This window comes from Sphingobium jiangsuense (assembly GCF_014196495.1).
GTDB classification, from domain to species: Bacteria; Pseudomonadota; Alphaproteobacteria; order Sphingomonadales; family Sphingomonadaceae; genus Sphingobium; species Sphingobium jiangsuense.
Genome location: NZ_JACIDT010000005.1, coordinates 69,802 through 85,556 on the forward strand (window position 1 = coordinate 69,802; position 15,755 = coordinate 85,556).

13 protein-coding genes are annotated in these 15,755 nt (G+C 66.9%); 7 read left to right on the forward strand and 6 right to left on the reverse strand.

Annotation, left to right across the window (positions count from 1 at the left end; all coding sequences use genetic code 11):
• Positions 1-5 precede the first annotated feature (5 nt).
• The 4 genes from GGR43_RS08560 to GGR43_RS08575 all read left to right on the forward strand — a co-directional run bounded on the left by GGR43_RS08560 (position 6) and on the right by GGR43_RS08575 (position 4,196).
• The gene (locus GGR43_RS08560) at positions 6-710 is read left to right on the forward strand and encodes a DUF4198 domain-containing protein (RefSeq protein WP_188071565.1); all 705 of its coding nucleotides are present in this window, start codon (positions 6-8) and stop codon (positions 708-710) included.
• Positions 707-1,198 (forward strand): hypothetical protein, encoded by a 492-nt coding sequence (locus GGR43_RS08565; protein ID WP_188071566.1) that lies wholly within the window; start codon positions 707-709, stop codon positions 1,196-1,198. The genes GGR43_RS08560 and GGR43_RS08565 overlap by 4 nt, the downstream gene beginning before the upstream one ends.
• A gap of 124 nt (positions 1,199-1,322) precedes the next feature.
• On the forward strand, positions 1,323-2,816 hold the full coding sequence (locus GGR43_RS08570) for an agmatinase family protein (RefSeq protein ID WP_188071567.1): 1,494 nt from the start codon (positions 1,323-1,325) through the stop codon (positions 2,814-2,816).
• Positions 2,817-2,819: 3 nt separating this feature from the next.
• A complete protein-coding gene (locus GGR43_RS08575) occupies positions 2,820-4,196 on the forward strand; it encodes an agmatinase family protein (protein ID WP_188071568.1) in 1,377 nt (458 codons plus the stop codon).
• A gap of 365 nt (positions 4,197-4,561) precedes the next feature.
• On the opposite strand, the gene urtE is transcribed toward GGR43_RS08575, so the two are convergent.
• The 5 genes from urtE to urtA are packed head-to-tail and all read right to left on the reverse strand — an operon-like array spanning position 4,562 to position 9,291.
• Entirely contained in the window at positions 4,562-5,269 is a 708-nt protein-coding gene (urtE, locus tag GGR43_RS08580) for an urea ABC transporter ATP-binding subunit UrtE (RefSeq protein ID WP_188071569.1), read from the reverse strand.
• The gene (locus GGR43_RS08585) at positions 5,266-6,024 is read right to left on the reverse strand and encodes an ABC transporter ATP-binding protein (RefSeq protein ID WP_188071570.1); all 759 of its coding nucleotides are present in this window, start codon (positions 6,022-6,024) and stop codon (positions 5,266-5,268) included. Before GGR43_RS08585 ends, urtE begins: the two co-directional genes overlap by 4 nt.
• The gene (urtC, locus tag GGR43_RS08590) at positions 6,021-7,130 is read right to left on the reverse strand and encodes an urea ABC transporter permease subunit UrtC (protein ID WP_425502173.1); all 1,110 of its coding nucleotides are present in this window, start codon (positions 7,128-7,130) and stop codon (positions 6,021-6,023) included. Before urtC ends, GGR43_RS08585 begins: the two co-directional genes overlap by 4 nt.
• Complete coding sequence (gene urtB / locus GGR43_RS08595) at positions 7,123-8,016, reverse strand: urea ABC transporter permease subunit UrtB (RefSeq protein ID WP_188071572.1); 894 nt, start codon at positions 8,014-8,016, stop codon at positions 7,123-7,125. The genes urtC and urtB overlap by 8 nt, the downstream gene beginning before the upstream one ends.
• Positions 8,017-8,070: 54 nt before the next feature.
• A complete protein-coding gene (urtA, locus tag GGR43_RS08600; RefSeq protein ID WP_188071573.1) occupies positions 8,071-9,291 on the reverse strand; it encodes an urea ABC transporter substrate-binding protein in 1,221 nt (406 codons plus the stop codon).
• Positions 9,292-9,532: 241 nt separating this feature from the next.
• Here urtA and GGR43_RS08605 point away from each other — a divergent pair, with 241 nt between their 5' ends.
• Genes GGR43_RS08605 through GGR43_RS08615 form a run of 3 tightly spaced genes read left to right on the forward strand, consistent with a single transcriptional unit; the run spans position 9,533 to position 12,994 of the window.
• Positions 9,533-10,378 carry a peptidyl-prolyl cis-trans isomerase gene (locus GGR43_RS08605; RefSeq protein WP_188071574.1) on the forward strand — a complete coding sequence of 282 codons (846 nt, stop codon included), beginning with the start codon at positions 9,533-9,535 and terminating at the stop codon, positions 10,376-10,378.
• Positions 10,356-11,402 (forward strand): HupE/UreJ family protein, encoded by a 1,047-nt coding sequence (locus tag GGR43_RS08610; protein WP_246343438.1) that lies wholly within the window; start codon positions 10,356-10,358, stop codon positions 11,400-11,402. The genes GGR43_RS08605 and GGR43_RS08610 overlap by 23 nt, the downstream gene beginning before the upstream one ends.
• Positions 11,399-12,994: a tetratricopeptide repeat-containing sulfotransferase family protein gene (locus GGR43_RS08615; protein WP_188071575.1), complete on the forward strand. Its 1,596-nt coding sequence runs from the start codon at positions 11,399-11,401 to the stop codon at positions 12,992-12,994. The genes GGR43_RS08610 and GGR43_RS08615 overlap by 4 nt, the downstream gene beginning before the upstream one ends.
• 349 nt (positions 12,995-13,343) lie before the next feature.
• Here GGR43_RS08615 and GGR43_RS08620 read toward each other — a convergent pair whose 3' ends face one another.
• The gene (locus tag GGR43_RS08620) at positions 13,344-15,725 is read right to left on the reverse strand and encodes a TonB-dependent receptor (protein ID WP_188071576.1); all 2,382 of its coding nucleotides are present in this window, start codon (positions 15,723-15,725) and stop codon (positions 13,344-13,346) included.
• Between the last annotated feature and the right edge of the window lie 30 nt (positions 15,726-15,755).

Consider the following 15,755-nt stretch of genomic DNA (forward strand, 5'->3'; position numbering starts at 1 on the left):
CCCTGATGCGCTCACGCCTTGCCGCGCCACTGATTGCATTCGCCTGCTTCGCGCTGGCCGCCCCGGCGCACGCCCATACGGTCTGGCTGGTGCCCGAAAAGGCCGGGCGCTGGCATGTTCTCTTCGGCGGCCATGCAGGCCAAACCAACGCCTATCCCGCCGACAAGCTGAAGACGGTGCGGGCGATCGCCGCCAACGGCAAGACGCTCCCCGTCCGCCGTACCGTTGCGCCGGACGGCGTGCATCTTGCCATAGAGGGGAAACCGAGCGTCATCCTCGCCCATTATGACAATGGCATCCACACCAGCCGGACGGACGGCCCCTCGGTCGAAAAGCCGATGAACCAGGTGCCGCATGCGACCAGGGGCGTGCGCGCGATCAAATATCACAAGACCCTTGCCGACTGGACGCCCGCCGTCGCCCGCAGCTACGGCCAGCCGTTCGAGCTGGTGCCGCTTTCCGCGACCCGGCCCGTCGCGGGCAGGCCGATGAAGCTGCGGGTGCTGATCGGCGGCAAGCCCGCCCCCGGCATCGCCATTGCGCGCAACGAGGAAGGCCGGGAGGCCGTCACCGACGCGCAGGGCGTGGCGAGCTTCACGCCCGTCGCCGGGTTCAACCGCATCTGGTCCGGCAGGCGCGTGCCGGTAAAGGGCAACCCCGCCTTCACCGAGGACAGCATCGAATATTCGCTGGGATTCTTCGCGGAATGAGGCGGCTGCTATCCCTCGCGCTCGCCGGTGCGGCGCTGCTGTTCTCGCCCGCCGCGCTCGCCCATGGCCTGCTGATGAAGCTGGAGCGGGAAGGCGATGCGATCGCCGGGACGCTCTATTACAGCAACGGCCAGCGCGCGGGCGGCGAATGGATCGAGCTGTTCGACGAGGCGCGGCCCGGCGCGGCCGTGCAGACCATCCGCACGCAGGGCGACGGTTCCTTCCGCCTGCACGGAGAGCAGGGCCATCGCTATCGCGTGCGCGCGTCGGGCGAGGAGGGGCATGAAATCACCATGACCATCGCCTTCGACGGCGCGCAAGCGCGGGGGAAGATGGTGAGCGGCCCGCAGGAAGAGGGCGCGGCCCCCTCCGAAGCGGAGGCCGTTCCCGCCTGGGCGGTGCTGGGCGGGCTGCTCGCCCTGTCGGCGATACCGGCGCTGTGGCTGCGGCGGCGCGCGCCCGCCGCAACCCGCGATCATCGGGATTAGACGCCCGGCTACGTCAAATGCCCGATGGCATGCCCCGCCGGTCCGGCCGAAAAAGGACCGGTTTCGCCCGCCTTTCCTCTACGGACCGGCGCGGGCGGCACGAAGGGAGCGCAAAGGAGACATCATGCCCGGTTCAGGCCATCCCCCCATCGATCGACCGCCCGCCCGCCGAACGCATAGCGCCAGGACCCTGTGGAAGCCGGCGCTGGCGCTGTCCGCCGTGACGCTGCTCGCCACCGCGGCGGTCGCCAATATGGACCGGGCGCCCGGCATCACGCGCGCGCCGACGCCCCCCGAACCGATCGAGATACCGGAAAAGCTCCAGTCCAGACTGTCCGGCCTCAGCGCCGAGCAGATGGACTATCTGAAAAGCGGCAAGAGCCGCCGCATCGTCAACCCGGAGGTGATGTTCAGGCGCTTCGAAAGCCTGTCGTCCGAAGAGATCACCGCCTATGTCGATGCGCTGCTGTCGTTGCAGGACCAGATCGACTACAAGGCCGGGCGCGACAAGGCGTCCATCCCGCTCGATACCTCATCGCCTTCCTTCAACGCATGGAAGATCAGGCGCCCGGCGGAGCTGAACCCGTGGCGCGAGGACGGGCCGATCGAGCTGGGCCGCTATCTCGGCGGGCGCGGCAGCGGCTTTGCGACCTTCGCCAACGCCCCCGTCGCGCTCGGCCCGAAGGATCTGATCGCCGACGGCATAGAGGTGGCGATCGTCGGCGCGCCGCTCGACATGGGGTCGGGCTGGCGCGACGCCCGCAACGGACCGCTGGCGCTGCGCACCGCGGGTGCGGTCGGCGGCTATGGCAATGACATGTTCTCGATGATCGATCCGACGCGGGTGCTGAAGATCGCCGATTACGGCGACATCGCCATCGACCAGCAGAGCACCGAGCGCAGCGTCCATCATGTGCGCGAGGTCGTCCGCGAGATCGCGAAGACCGGCGCGATCCCCATCGTCATCGGCGGCGACCACAGCCTCGAATATCCCAATCTGGCGGCGATGGCCGATGTGCACGGCAAGGGCAATGTCGGCGTCGTCCACTTCGATTCCCATTACGACATCGGCAGCGACCGGGTGCACCTGATCGACCATGGCCAGCCGGTCTACCGCGTGCTGCACGAAGGCCATGTCCGGCCCGACCAATATGTCGAGGTCGGCCTGCGCGCCCGCGGCCCGGACAAGCCGACCTTCCAGTGGATGCGCGAGATGGGCATGAACTATCATACGATGGTCGAGGTCGAGAAGAACGGCTGGGCCAAGGTGATGGAAGCCGCGCTCGCCAATGCGCGCAAGAGCGCGAAGAAGATCTGGATATCCTTCGATATCGACGTGCTCGACCCGGCCTATATGCCCGGCACCGGCACCCCGGTCCCCGGCGGCCTCACCATGCGCGAGGCGCAGCCGATCATGCGCCGCCTGTGCGCGGAAAACGACATTGCCGGGATCGATATCGTCGAGGTCGCGCCCTATCTCGACGTCAGCTACAAGACCGCGCTCAACAGCGCCTATCTGCTCAACGCCTGCCTCACCGGCATCGCTATGCGCAAGAAGGGCCTGACCAAGCCGCATTGGCTCGATCCCGTTTCCTCCAGCAGCCGGAAAGGAGCCTGAGCCATGACCGCGACGGCGAACACGCGCATCGGGGCTTTTGCCCTTCCTTCCCTGCTGGCGATGGCCTGCGCGCTGGGCATCATGCCCGCCGCCGCCGAGACCGTCCGCTATTCCGCCGCGCTCGCCGCGCGGATCGCCGCCCTGCCGGCCGAGCAACAGGCGTTCCTTACCGACAGCGCGATGCTGGACCGGGTCGGGCTGACGGCGGACGAGGTGGCGCTCGCGCTGCAGGGGCGCACCGACGAGCAGGCGAGCGCCTATGTCGGCGCGCTGGTCCGGGTGGTGGCGGACGCCCGGTTCGACCCGGCGACGGACATGGCGGAAATCCCGCTCAACCCGGAAGCCACCGCGTTCAACCTGCCCACCACGCTGCGCCCGGCCCTGCTGGACAAATTCTACCGCGCGCCCGGCCCGTTCAGCATCGCCTCCTATATGTATCAGCCCGCCGGCATCCCCACCTTCGCGCAGGCCCCGATCGCCCTGCGCAAGGAGGATCTGGTCGCGGGCAAGGTGGAGGTGGCGTTCGTCGGCATTCCGCTCGACTTCAGCAACGGCCATCGCGACGCCAAGCACGGGCCGATGGCGTTGCGCGCCAGCGACGGGCTGGTCGGCACCGACATCCATACCGGCCTCGACCCCGCAAAGCTGCTGCGCATGGCGGATTATGGCAATATCGCCGTCGACAATATGAGCGTCGAACGGACGGTCGGGCATGTCCGCACGATGGTGGCCGAGATCGCCTCCACCGGGGCGGTGCCGTTCATCGTCGGCGGCGACCATGCGCTGATGTACCCGGATGTCGCCGCGATGGTCGATGTCTACGGCAAGGGCAAGGTCGGCGTGATCCAGCTCGACGCCCATTATGAGGGCGTCGCGGAGGATGCGCATTATATCTCCGACATCCAGTCGGTCAGCCGCCTGATCCGCGACGGCATCCTCAGCGGCGGCGACATCGTGCAGATCGGCATAAGGGGCGCGGGCATGTCCGGCGCGGACAAGGCCCGCGCGACCGCGCAGGGCATCCGCATGCACAGCATGGCCGATATAGAGAAGGACGGCTGGCGGGCGGTGGTCGACCGGGCGCTGGCGCAGGTGCGCGCGGGGCCGGAGCATCTGTTCGTCTCCTTCGACATGAGCGTGCTCGACCCGGCCTATGCCCCCGGCGTCGGCCGCCCCGCGCCCAACGGCCTCACCATGCGGGAGGCGGTGCCGCTGGTGCGGACCCTGTGCGCGCAGAACAAGGTGGTGGGTTTCGAACTGCTCGACCCCGCGCCGATCCTGGATATCAGCTACAAGACCGCGCAAAACGCCAATTACATCCTGCACAGCTGCCTGGCCGGAATGGCGCAGCGTAAGGCGGCTGTCACAAAAGCGCCCTAGATTTTCCTTTCATCGAGAAGACGGCACTCACCCCCGGAGCGATCCGGGGGTATTTTTGGTTATGCTTGTGGGAATAGGGCCATGCGATGGCGGGTTTTGGGTGGGAGCAGACGTCCGCCTCACTCGTCACCCCGGCGAAGGCTGGGGTCGCAGGCCATGTGGCGCGCCTCCTCCTGAGATGCCAGCCTGCGCTGGCATGACGGGGTAGAATGGTGGTTTTGGGGGATTAGGCGCCGCTAACCCAAAACCGTTCGGGCTGAGCCTGTCGAAGCCCTGTACTTTCTTTCTTGGCCCCACGAGAAAAGCAGCCCTTCGACAAGCTCAGCCCGAACGGCTCTGGTCAGGATCCGGTCTGGACCAAATTCTCAGATATGCACGAGATGCGCTACCGTGTCCGCCGTCTCCGTCCCGGTATCGCCGGACCTCACGATCCGCCCGCACTGCATCGCCGCGTAGAGATCGGCGAGGCGCCAGGCGAAGTCGAGATATTGCTCGACGACGAGGATCGTCATGCCCATTTCGCTGCGCACATGGCGCAGCGCGTCCTCGATCTGCGCGACGACATTGGGCTGTATCCCCTCGGTCGGCTCGTCGAGGAGGAGCAGGCGCGGGTCGCCCGCCAGCGCCCGCCCGATCGCAAGCTGCTGCTGCTCGCCGCCCGACAGCAGCCCGCCCTTGCGGTGGCGTATCGCGTCGAGCTTCGGGAAAAGGTCGAAGATGAAACCGGGGATCGTCCGCCGCCCGTCCCGCCGCGCGGCGAGGCCGGACAGCAGATTCTCCTCCACCGTCAGGAAGGGAAAGACATGCCGCCCCTGCGGCACCAGCGCGATCCCTGCGCGGGCGCGCTGATGGGTGGAAAGGCGGCTGATATCCCGCCCGTCGAACAGCACCCGCCCGGAAATCAGAGGGCGCAGCCCCATGATGGTGGAGAGCAGCGTCGACTTGCCGACGCCGTTGCGTCCGATCAGTGCGGTGGCCTTGCCGCGTGGCAGCGCGAAATCGACATCCCACAGGATGCGGCTCTGGCCGTAGCCGCTCGATACCCCTTCCAGACGAAGCAGCGCGTCGCTCATGCCGTATGCCCCAGATAAACCGATGCGACCTCCGCATTGTTGCGGATCGCCTGCACGTCGCCCTGCGCGAGGAAGCGTCCCTGGTGCATCACCGTCACGGTGGCGCCCAGCTGCTCGACGAAGCTCATGTCATGGTCGATCACCAGCACCGTGCGGCTGTCGCCGAGGCTGTGGATCAGTTCCGCCGTCCGTCGCGTTTCGGCGGGCCCCATGCCGGCCGTCGGCTCGTCGAGCAGGATGAGCTCCGCGCCGGTGGCGATCACCATGCCGATTTCCAGCCATTGCTTTTCGCCATGGGCCAGCAGCCCGGCCTGCGTCGCGCGGCGGGCGGTCAGGCCGACCTGTTCGAGAATGTCGTTCACGATCGCCTGTTCCCCGGCCGGGATGCCGAAGCCGAGGCTGCGCCACCAGCGCCGGTCCCGCCGCGCGGCGAGGCCGATATTGTCGGCGACGGTCAGGCTGGGCAGGATGCCGGGCGCCTGAAACTTGCGGCAGATGCCGCGCGCCACGATCAACTGTTCGGGCAGCGCGCTGATATCCTCGCCGCGGAAAAGGATCGCCCCCTCGGTGGGCCGCACCCGGCCGATGATCGTGTCGCACAGCGTCGATTTGCCCGCGCCGTTGGGGCCGATCACCACGCGCGTCTCGCCGCGCTGGAGGGTCATGCTGAACCCGTCCAGCGCCTTGAACCCGCCATAATCGACGGTGACGCCGTCGACCGCCAGCAACAGGTCCCTGGTGCTTTCGTCCTTCATCGCGCGCGCGCCCTTTCGATCAGGTTGCGAGCGGCGCCCGCCAGCCCGTCGGGCATCAGCGTCACGACGAGGATGAACAGCGCGCCCATCACATAGAGCCACAGTTCGGGAAAGGCGCTCGATATGCTGTCGCGGGCGATGTTGATCAGCAGCGTGCCGAGTATCGCCCCCGCGAAGCTGTAGCGCCCGCCGATCGCGACCCAGACGATCATCTCGATCGACGGGATCACACCCACCAGCGCCGGAGAGATCACCCCGGCGTGCAGCGTGAACAGTGCGCCCGCCATGCCCGCCAGCAGGGCGGAGAGGGCGAAGGCGGCGACCTTCACCGGCGTCGGGCTGTAGCCGAGGAAGCGCAGGCGGTTCTCCCCGTCCCGCGCCGCGCGCAGCAGCATGCCGAAGCGCGAGGCGAGCAACAGCCTCAGCCCCAGATACGCCGCCACCACTATCGCCAGCGTCACCCAGTACAGCCCCTGCACCACCGAGGGGCGCGTCAGGCCGAAGCCGAACAGGCTGGAAAACTGGGTGAGGCCGTTGAAGCCGCCGGTCACGTCCTGCTGGCTGACGAGCAGCGTCGCGAAGGCCAGCGCCAGCGCCTGGCTGATGAGCGCGAAATAGGTGCCGCCGACCCGGCGGTGAAACACCGCCCAGCAGAAAAGGCCCGCCACCAGCGCGGGAAGCACCAGCACCGCCAGCAAGGTGAACATGGGGCTGGAAAACGGCTCCCACCACCAGGGCAGGGCGGTACGCCCGCTCCATTGCATGAAATCGGGGATTTCGCCTTGCGGCAGGTCGGCCAGCTTCATGTGGATGGCCAGCGCATAGCCGCCGAGGCCGAAGAACACGCCATGGCCGAGGCTCAATATACCGCCATGGCCCCAGATCAGCACGATGCCGAGCGCGAGGATCGCCATCGCCATGAAGCGCGCCAGCAGGTTGAGGTCATAGGCCGACAGCAGCCATGGCGCCGCCACCGCAAGGCCCAGCGCCAGCCATGGCAGCGCCTTGCCCACCGGCGCCAGCCGGGCGGCCAGAGGTGCAGTCAGAGGTGCAGCTCCCGGTGCGGCCCCGGCAGCGGAAAGGATCATGGGATCAGGATCAGACATCGAGCGCGCGACTCCGCACCGCGACCACCCCTTGCGGGCGGATCTGAAGGAAGAGGATGACCAGCACCAGCATCAGCATCTGGGCGATCGACACATCGAAGAAGATCTGGGCCAGCGCCGAGAACAGGCCGAGGATCAGCGCGGCCATGCTGGTTCCGGTCAGGCTGCCCAGCCCGCCCATCACCACCACGAGGAAGGCGGGGACGATATAGACCTGCCCCGCATTGGGCGTCACCGGCCCCAGCAGCGCGAGCAGCACGCCCGCCAGCCCCGCCACCCCGGCGCCGGCGCAGAAGACGGTCAGCTCCACCTTGCGGACGTTGATGCCGGTGGCGCTGGCCATCATCCGGTCCTGATTGACGGCGCGGATGTCGAGGCCGATCCGGCTGCGGTTCAGCATCAGCGCGATGCCGCCCAGCACGAGCAGGGTCATCACGATGATCATCAGCCGTGCCGAGGGAATGACCACATCGCCAAGGCTGATGCTGCCCGCCAGCCAGTCCGGCGCGCGCACTTCCACGCCGATGGCGCCGAACAGGTCGCGCGCCGCCTGCTGGAGGATGAGGCTCAGCCCCCATGTCGCGAGCAGCGTGTCGAGCGGCCGGTCCGCCAGCCGCCGGATCAGCCCCATATGTACCAGCGCGCCGATCGCCGCCGTGCCGAGGAACGCCACCGGCAGCGCCAGCAGGATGCCGAACGCGCCCGGCACCACCATCAGCGTCAGCCAGGCGAGATAGCCGCCCAGCATCAGCATCTCGCCATGCGCCATGTTGATGACCCGCATCAGCCCGAAGCTGAGCGCCAGCCCCACTGCCGCCAGCAGATAGAGCGAGGCGACCGACAGGCCGTTGAACAATTGGGGCAGGAAAAGCGCTACGCTATCCATCGTCTCTGTCCATCGCCTCTGTCCCCTGGGGCGACACCGGGCGGCGGCCCGGCGTCAAAGCGTGCAGCTCTTGCCGGGGAAGGCGAGCGGGTCATAGGGTTCCGGCTGGATCGCCTCTCCGCTGTCGGAGAGGATCTCGAACTGGCCGTCCGCCTTCAGCCGTCCGATATAGGCCTTCTGCACGAGGCTCTGGTTGGCGGCGAAGGATACAGGGCCCATCGGCGTCGCGAACGATCCCAGCGTCGCGGCGGCCTTGCGCACCTTTTCAGGGTCGAAGCCGCCCGCTTTCTCGACGGCGGCCTTCCACGCATAGACGTTGAGATAGCCGTGCACCATCGGGTCGGTGATCGCCGCGTTGGCGTCGTATTTCTTGCGATAGGCGGCGATGAACTTCGCATTGTCCTCCAGCGTCAGGCTCTGGAAATAATTCCAGCTCGCATAGCTGCCCTCGACCAGCCGGGGGCCCATCGCCTGCGCCTCCTGCTCGCCGATGGAGAAGGACATGACCGGCAGCTTCGTCGGCGACAGGCCCGCCGCCTGCATCTGCTTGAAGAAGGCGACGTTGCTGTCGCCGTTCAGCGTGTTGATGATGATGTCGGGCTTCGCCTGCTGGATCTTCGCGATCACGCCGGAAAAGTCGGTGCCGCCCAATGGCACGTAGGATTCGCCCGCGACCTTCAGCCCGTCCTTTTCGATATGCTTCTTCAGAATCAGGTTGGCGGTGCGGGGATAGACATAATCGGACCCGATCAGGAAATAGCTCTTATAGCCCTGCCCGACCGCCCACTGGAGCGCGGGCAGCGCCTGCTGGTTGGGCTGCGCGCCCGAATACATGATGTTGGGCGAGCATTCATTGCCCTCGAATTGCACCGGGTACCAGAGCAGGTTGCCGGTGCGCTCGAACACCGGCAGCATCGCCTTGCGGCTGGCGGAGGTCCAGCCGCCGAAGACGGTGGCGACGCCATTGTCCTCGATCAGCTTCGAGGCTTTCTGCGCGAAGGTGGAAGGGTCGGACGCGCCGTCCTCGACCAGCGCGGTGATCTTCCGGCCCAGCACGCCGCCCGCCGCGTTGATCTCCTCGATCGCCAGCATCTCGGCGTTCTTCACCGTGATCTCGCTGATCGCCATCGTGCCGGTCAGCGATTGCAGCACGCCGACGGCGATGCCGTCCCCTCCGCTGCCGCTATCGGCCGACTGCCCGCCGGAACAGGCACCGAGCGCAAGGCTGCTCGCCATGCAGGCAAGGGCAAGAACGCGCCGACGAACTGAAATCATGAACACCTCCGAACGAAATTCTGGCCGAACGAACCTTTGGCCGAACAAACCTTTGAACGGTGCCGCGACAGGCCGCCGATCCTGCCTTGAAAGCTAGTGAGGGCCGCCCCCGGTCCGATATGCGTCATTTGACGTAGGCCGGGCGCGGGCAAAAGGCATATCATGCCGCCATGCACAGCCCGCGCCCCGTGGAAATCCGCCGGGTTCCGGGCATCGCGACGCAGAAGGGAAAAGGCCCGCCATGCAGGCAAATGCTCTGGTTCGACGCTTCCGTCCGGCGGGGGGAGGGACCATCCCGGCATCGGCCGGGCGTCTGGTCCGCGACCCGCTGTTCCTGTTCCTGATCGTCGGCGGGGCGATCTTCCTCGCCTGGCATCTGACGCAGCGGAGCCGCGCCGACCCCGTCACCTACACCCCGGCGATCGAGAAGCAGCTGGTCGAGAATTTCGAGCTGGTTTCCGGCCGCAAGGCGACGCCCGCCGACCGGGAAAAGCTGCGCGACGACTATATCGGCGACGAGCTGATGTTCCGCGAGGCGCTGGAGCGCGGCCTGCACCTGAGCGACGCCGAAACGCGCGAGCGGCTGGTGGATCAGTTGCGCTACATCGTCGCGGGCGCGCCGGTCGAGCCGACCGAGGAGCAGATGGTCGATTATTACGCCTCCCATCCGGATCTTTACCGGACCGAGCCGGGCATCAGCTTCTCCCAGGTCTTTTTTGCCAGCCGCCCGGCGGACGAGGCGGCGATACTGGCCGCGCTCAACCGGGGCGAGGCGGTGAGGGGCGACGATTTCTGGCTGGGCAGGGACTTTCCCGATTATGGGCACAGCATGATCCGCGGCATGTTCGGCAAGCCCTTCCTCGACCGGCTCGAACAGGGCGTGGCGGGGGTCTGGCAGGGGCCGGTGCAGAGCAGCCGGGGCTGGCATTTCGTGCGCAAGACCGGGACAAAGGCGCCCGCCCGCATCCCCTACGCCACCGCCCGCCCGCAGGTGCGGCAGGATTTCATGATGAGCAGCACGCGCGAGGCGCTCGATCGGGAAGTCGCGAAGCTGAAAGAGAAATATGATGTCGAAATCACCGGCTAGGCTTGTCCGTTTCCTGCTGCTGCTGTGCGGCGTGCTGCTGGCGGCTCCGGCATCGGCGGACGTGTTCCGCGCGGGCGAATTCACGCTGATGAACGGCGAGGACGCGACCAGCTTCACCTTCGTCGCCTCGGTGCCGGACCTCGCGGATTCGACCGAAGCGCCGGTCTGGCCCGAAGGGTGCGAGCAGATTTCCGCGACCCGCCATCTCGTCGGCACGCGGACGCAATATGGCTACGGCTTTCGCTGCGACCATGTGCTGCGGGCAGGCGACACCATCCTCACCCCGTGGAAGCTGGACGGCGCGAGCTTCCGCTCCAATGTGATGGGGGTAGAGGCCAGCCGCTCGCTCAGCGGCGGCGATAGCGGCATCGCCATCCCGATCGGCGGCGCGCTGTCCGGCGCGCGCAGCATCGTGGAGATCGCCTGGGAGTATCTGATACAGGGCGTGCTGCACATCTGGATGGGGTGGGATCATCTCGCCTTCGTTCTGTGCCTGTGCATGATCGCGCGGGGGCGGCGCCTGATCGCGCTCGTCACCGCCTTCACCATCGGCCACTCGCTGTCCCTGTCGCTGGCCTTTTTCGAGCTGGTGCGGCTGCCGGTGCCGCCGGTGGAGGCGATCATCGCGCTTTCCATCGCGATCATGGCGCGCGAGGCGCTGCTGATGCACAGGCGGGATGAGGGGTGGGACGGGGGACGGGACGGGAAGGGCGACGGCGCCCTGCCCCATTTCCGGCGGCAGATGCTGGTGGTCGTGGCCTTCGGGCTGCTGCACGGGCTGGGCTTTGCCAGCGCGCTGTCGGAGCTGGGCGTGCAGCAGGCCGAGCGCGTGCCCGCGCTGATCTTCTTCAACCTCGGCGTCGAGGCCGGGCAACTCGTCTTCGTTGCGGCCATGACGGCGGCGCTGGCCGCCTTGCGCGTGGTTGCGCTTGCCCGCCCGATGGAGGCCGCGAGCATGACGGCCGCGGGGTGCCTCGGCTGCTTCTGGATGGTCGAGCGCATCGCTGGTTTCCTGCAGGCATGAGCGGGGCCGCGACCGCCCGTCTCGCCGAAGCGCGCGACGCTCTCGCGCGGGGCGAGATCAAACGCTGCGCCGGTATGGCGGGCGAGATGATCCGCGCCGATGCGGGCAATGCCGAGGCGCTGTTCCTGCTGGCGCTGGCGCTGGCGGAGATGGGACGGGTCGGCCTTGCGCTCCAGGCGCTGGAGCAGGCGGTGGAGCGGGCGCCGGACCGGGCCGACTATCAGGCCCAGCTCGCCCGCCTGCTGTCCCTCGCCCGGCGCGAGCGGGAGGCGCGCCACACCGCCGACCGGGCGCATATCCTGGCCGAGCGGCGGAAGGATCGCGACGCGCGGACCTGGGACACCATCGGCTGCGTCTATGCGCGGCTGGGCGATCATGGCGCCGCCCTTCCCCTGTTCGCGCGCGCCGTCGCGCTGTCGCCGCATGACGCCCGCTGGCGGCTCAACCATGCGATCAGCCTCGGCTTCTTCGGAAATGTCGCGGCGGCGGAGCGGGAATATGAGGCGGTGCTGGAGCGGGAGCCGCAAAACGGCCGCGCCCATCTGGGGCTGGCGGGCCTGCGCACGCAGAAGGAGGACGCCAATCATATCGAGCGGCTGGAGCGCGCGATCCGGCAGGGCGCGCCCGAAGCGGACCTGCTCCGCATCCGGCATGCGCTCGCCAAGGAATATGAGGATATCGGCGCGCATGACGCCTGCTTCGCGCAGCTGTCCGCCGCCAATGCCCGCCTGAAGCAGGGCCGGGGCTTCACGCTGGCGGCGGACGAAGCGCGCGTCGCCGCGTTGATCGAGGCCTTTTCCGACCCCGGCTATTTCCGGTCGTCCGGTTTCCGCGCGGGGGACGATCCGATCTTCATCACCGGCCTGCCGCGTACCGGCACGACGCTGGCGGACAGGATCCTCTCCTCCCATCCCGCCGTCCGCGCCGCCGGGGAATTGCAGGCGATGCCACTCGCGATCAAGCATCTCGCCGGCACCGGCTCTCGCTATGTGCTGGACCCGGAAACGATCCGCGCGATGCGGGATGTCGCGCCCGCGCAACTGGGGCAGGCCTATCTCGACCGCGCCCGCCAGCATGAAGGGGCGAGAAGCGGGCGCTTCACCGACAAGCTGCCGCTCAATTTCCTCAACATCGGCCATATCGCGCGGGCGCTGCCCGATGCGCCGATCATCTGCCTGCGGCGTCAGCCGATGGATACGGTCTGGGCGACCTACAAGATGCTGTTCGCGCCTGAATCGCCTTATTATGGCTGGTCCTACGACCTGCTGGACTGCGCCGGATACTATGCGCTGTTCGACCGGCTCATGGCGTTCTGGAAGGCGCTTTTCCCCGGCCGCATCCTCGAATTGAACTATGAGGCGCTGATCGCCGATCAGGAAGGGGAAACGCGGCGCCTGCTCGATCATGCTAGGCTGGAATGGTCGGGCCGCTGCCTGCGCTTCCACGAAAGCGACGGGGCCGTCGCCACGCCGAGCGCGCAGCAGGTCCGCAGCCCCCTGAATGCGCGCTCGATCGGCAGATGGCGCGCCTATGCCCGGCATCTGGAACCCGCCCGGCAATGGCTGGAGCGGCAGGGCATCTCCACCGACTGAAGCCGGTTTGGGGATGGTTCGCGGACACTAGCCTTTACCGTCACCCCAGCGCAGGCTGGAGTCATAAGCGATGTTGCGCGCTGCCTCCTGAGATGCCAGCCTGCGCTGGCATGACGGGGAAATAGCATTATCCCCACCCCTGTTCGCCCTGAGCTTGTCGACCCGAAGGGCGACCGAAGGTCAACGGCTGTTCTTCCTTCTTCCTCCCTCCAAAAGAAGGACAGGGCTTCGACAAGCTCAGCCCGAACGGCTTTCTATATCTGCAACTTGAAACACCAACTCCCCGCAATTCCCATGCAAAAGGGCCGCTCCACAGGGGAGCGGCCCTTCGCTGGCCGGGGAGGCAGGATCAGAAACTCTTGGTGAACTCTATTCCGACCTTGCGCGGGCTGATGATCGTGTTCGCATAATAGCGGGACACCACCCCGTCATTGAGGATGCGCCGGGTCAGGTCGTTGCCGACGCTCGCCACCGCGAACTTGTCGAAGATGTTGTCGGCATAGAGGCGGATTTCCATGCCATCCAGCTTATAGGCGACCGATGCGCGGTGCAGCGTATAGGCGGGCAGCTTCTCGCCCCCGGCGCGGCCGCCCACGCGGGTCAGCACATTGCCGGTGTAGGTCGCGGTCCAGTTGAGGTCGATATCCCCGTCGCCCGCCGGAACGGTGTAGGTGACGCCGAGGCTGCCCGAATTCTTGGTGGAGCCGGGCAGGCGGTCGCCCGACAGCGCCGATACCTTCGGCCCGCCATTGACGTCCATCAGCAGCGGCACGTCCTCGGTCAGATGCGCGTCGTTATAGCTGTACGTGCCCATGATGCGCAGCGCGTCGATCGGCCGGGCGCTGAAGTTGAACTCGACCCCCTTCGACACCGCCGCGCCGCCATTGGTGGTGATGCCGATCGCGCCGTTGATCGTCTGGCCGGCCAGCTGGATGCCCGCCCAGTCGATATGATAGACCGACAGGCTGGCCGACAGGCGCCTGTCGAACAGCGTCGCGCGCACGCCCAGCTCGGCATTCTTGACCGTATCGGGCGCGAAGAACAGCTCGTCGGGCAGGGCGCACAGATTCTGGCCCGCCGGCAGCGGCAGCACGCAGGGCGCGACGCGGTTCACGCCGCCGATGCGGTATCCCTTGCTGTAGGTCCCGTACACCATCCATTCGGGCGAGAGCTTGTAGGAGGCGTTGAATTTCCAGACCATGCCGTCGTCCGCCGTCGTGCCCTCGCGTGAGCGGAAGTTGATCTGCGGATAGGTCTGGAACAGCGGCAGCGCGGTGCCGCCGATGATGTAGGAGTCATATTTGAAATAGCGCGCGCCCGCGGTCAGCGTCAGCCCCTCGACCGGTTCCAGCGTCGCTTCGCCGAAAACCGCCTTTTCCGTATCCTTGCTTTTCACATAGGACGCATATTCGACCGCGTCCGGACGGTATATGCCCGCCCATTCGGGATAGCCGGGCAGGATTTCCCGACGGTCGCTCCTGTATTTCAGCTTGTTGTAGAAGCCGCCCAGCACCCAGCTCAGCGGGCCGCCATGGGTGGAAACGAAGCGCACTTCCTGCGTGAACTGGCGATAGCTGGTGTCGCCCGTCGCATAGCCCGCAAAGGCCGGGAACATCTCATAGCCATAGTCGAGATCGAGCAGCAGGTCGGTCACGTCCGACTTCGACCGGATCTTGCGTTCGGACCATGCGGTCGAGGAAACCAGCTGCGCGATGCCCGCCAGATCCAGCTCGATTTCGGCGCTGAGCATCTGCGACTTGCGCTTGACCGGCTCCAGATAGCGCCAGGGCGCCTCATATTTGCCGGTGCCGAGCACCCCGCCGCCATTGGACTGGCGGCCATTGGTGCTGGTCTGCTGATAGAGATAGGTGAGGTAGACGTTCAGCCCGTCGAACGGGAACAGGCCCAGCTGGTTGCGGGTGGAATAGGTCAGTTCCGAATTCGCGTCCTTGTAGGACCAGAGATTCTGCGCGATCTGGTCCGGCGTGCCGATGGAGCCGTCCCATGTCGTCGGGCTGCCGGGCTGGGGGAGCGAGACGCCCGGCGTCTGCACCAGATAGTTGTAATCGATGAAGCCGGGATCGTTGTAATAGCCTGCGGTCGAGCGCAGCGCGACCTTGCCGGGGATGATCGGGATGTTGATCGTGCCGTCCACGCTGAAACCCGGATCGGACGCATGGGCGACGTCGTAGAGGCGGCCGTGGAACTTGCCGGACCATTTGTCCGGGTCGGGCCGGGCGGGGATATAGCGCATCGCGCCCGCCATGGTGGCGGACCCGTAAAGCGTGCCCTGCGGCCCCAGCAGGGTTTCCACCCGCTCGATATCGAGGAACTTGACGTCCAGATAGAGCGGCACCTCGCCCATATAGGTGGTCAGCATCGTGCTGTTGTTGCTGCCGGTGGAGCTGGCGTCGTTGGCGCTGAGGCCGCGCATCACGATGGTGCCGGTGTTGCCGGGGCCGGTGTCGCGGATCGTCACGCCCGGCGTGAAGGCGGCGAGATCGCGGACGTTCTGCACGCCCTGTTCCTGGATCTGCTCCGACGACATGGCCGCGATGTTGATCGGCACGTCCTGCAACGATACGGCGCGGCGCGTGGCGGTGACGACGATCACGTCGCCGGACTCGGCATTGGCGGCGTCGGCTTCCTGCGCCTGCGCGGGGACGGCGGAAAAGCCCGCCAGCGCGGTCGCCGACATCAATGCCAGACGGGTAAGAGTGTGAAACTGCATGCTACCCCCTTTTTCAGGTATCTTGTTCAA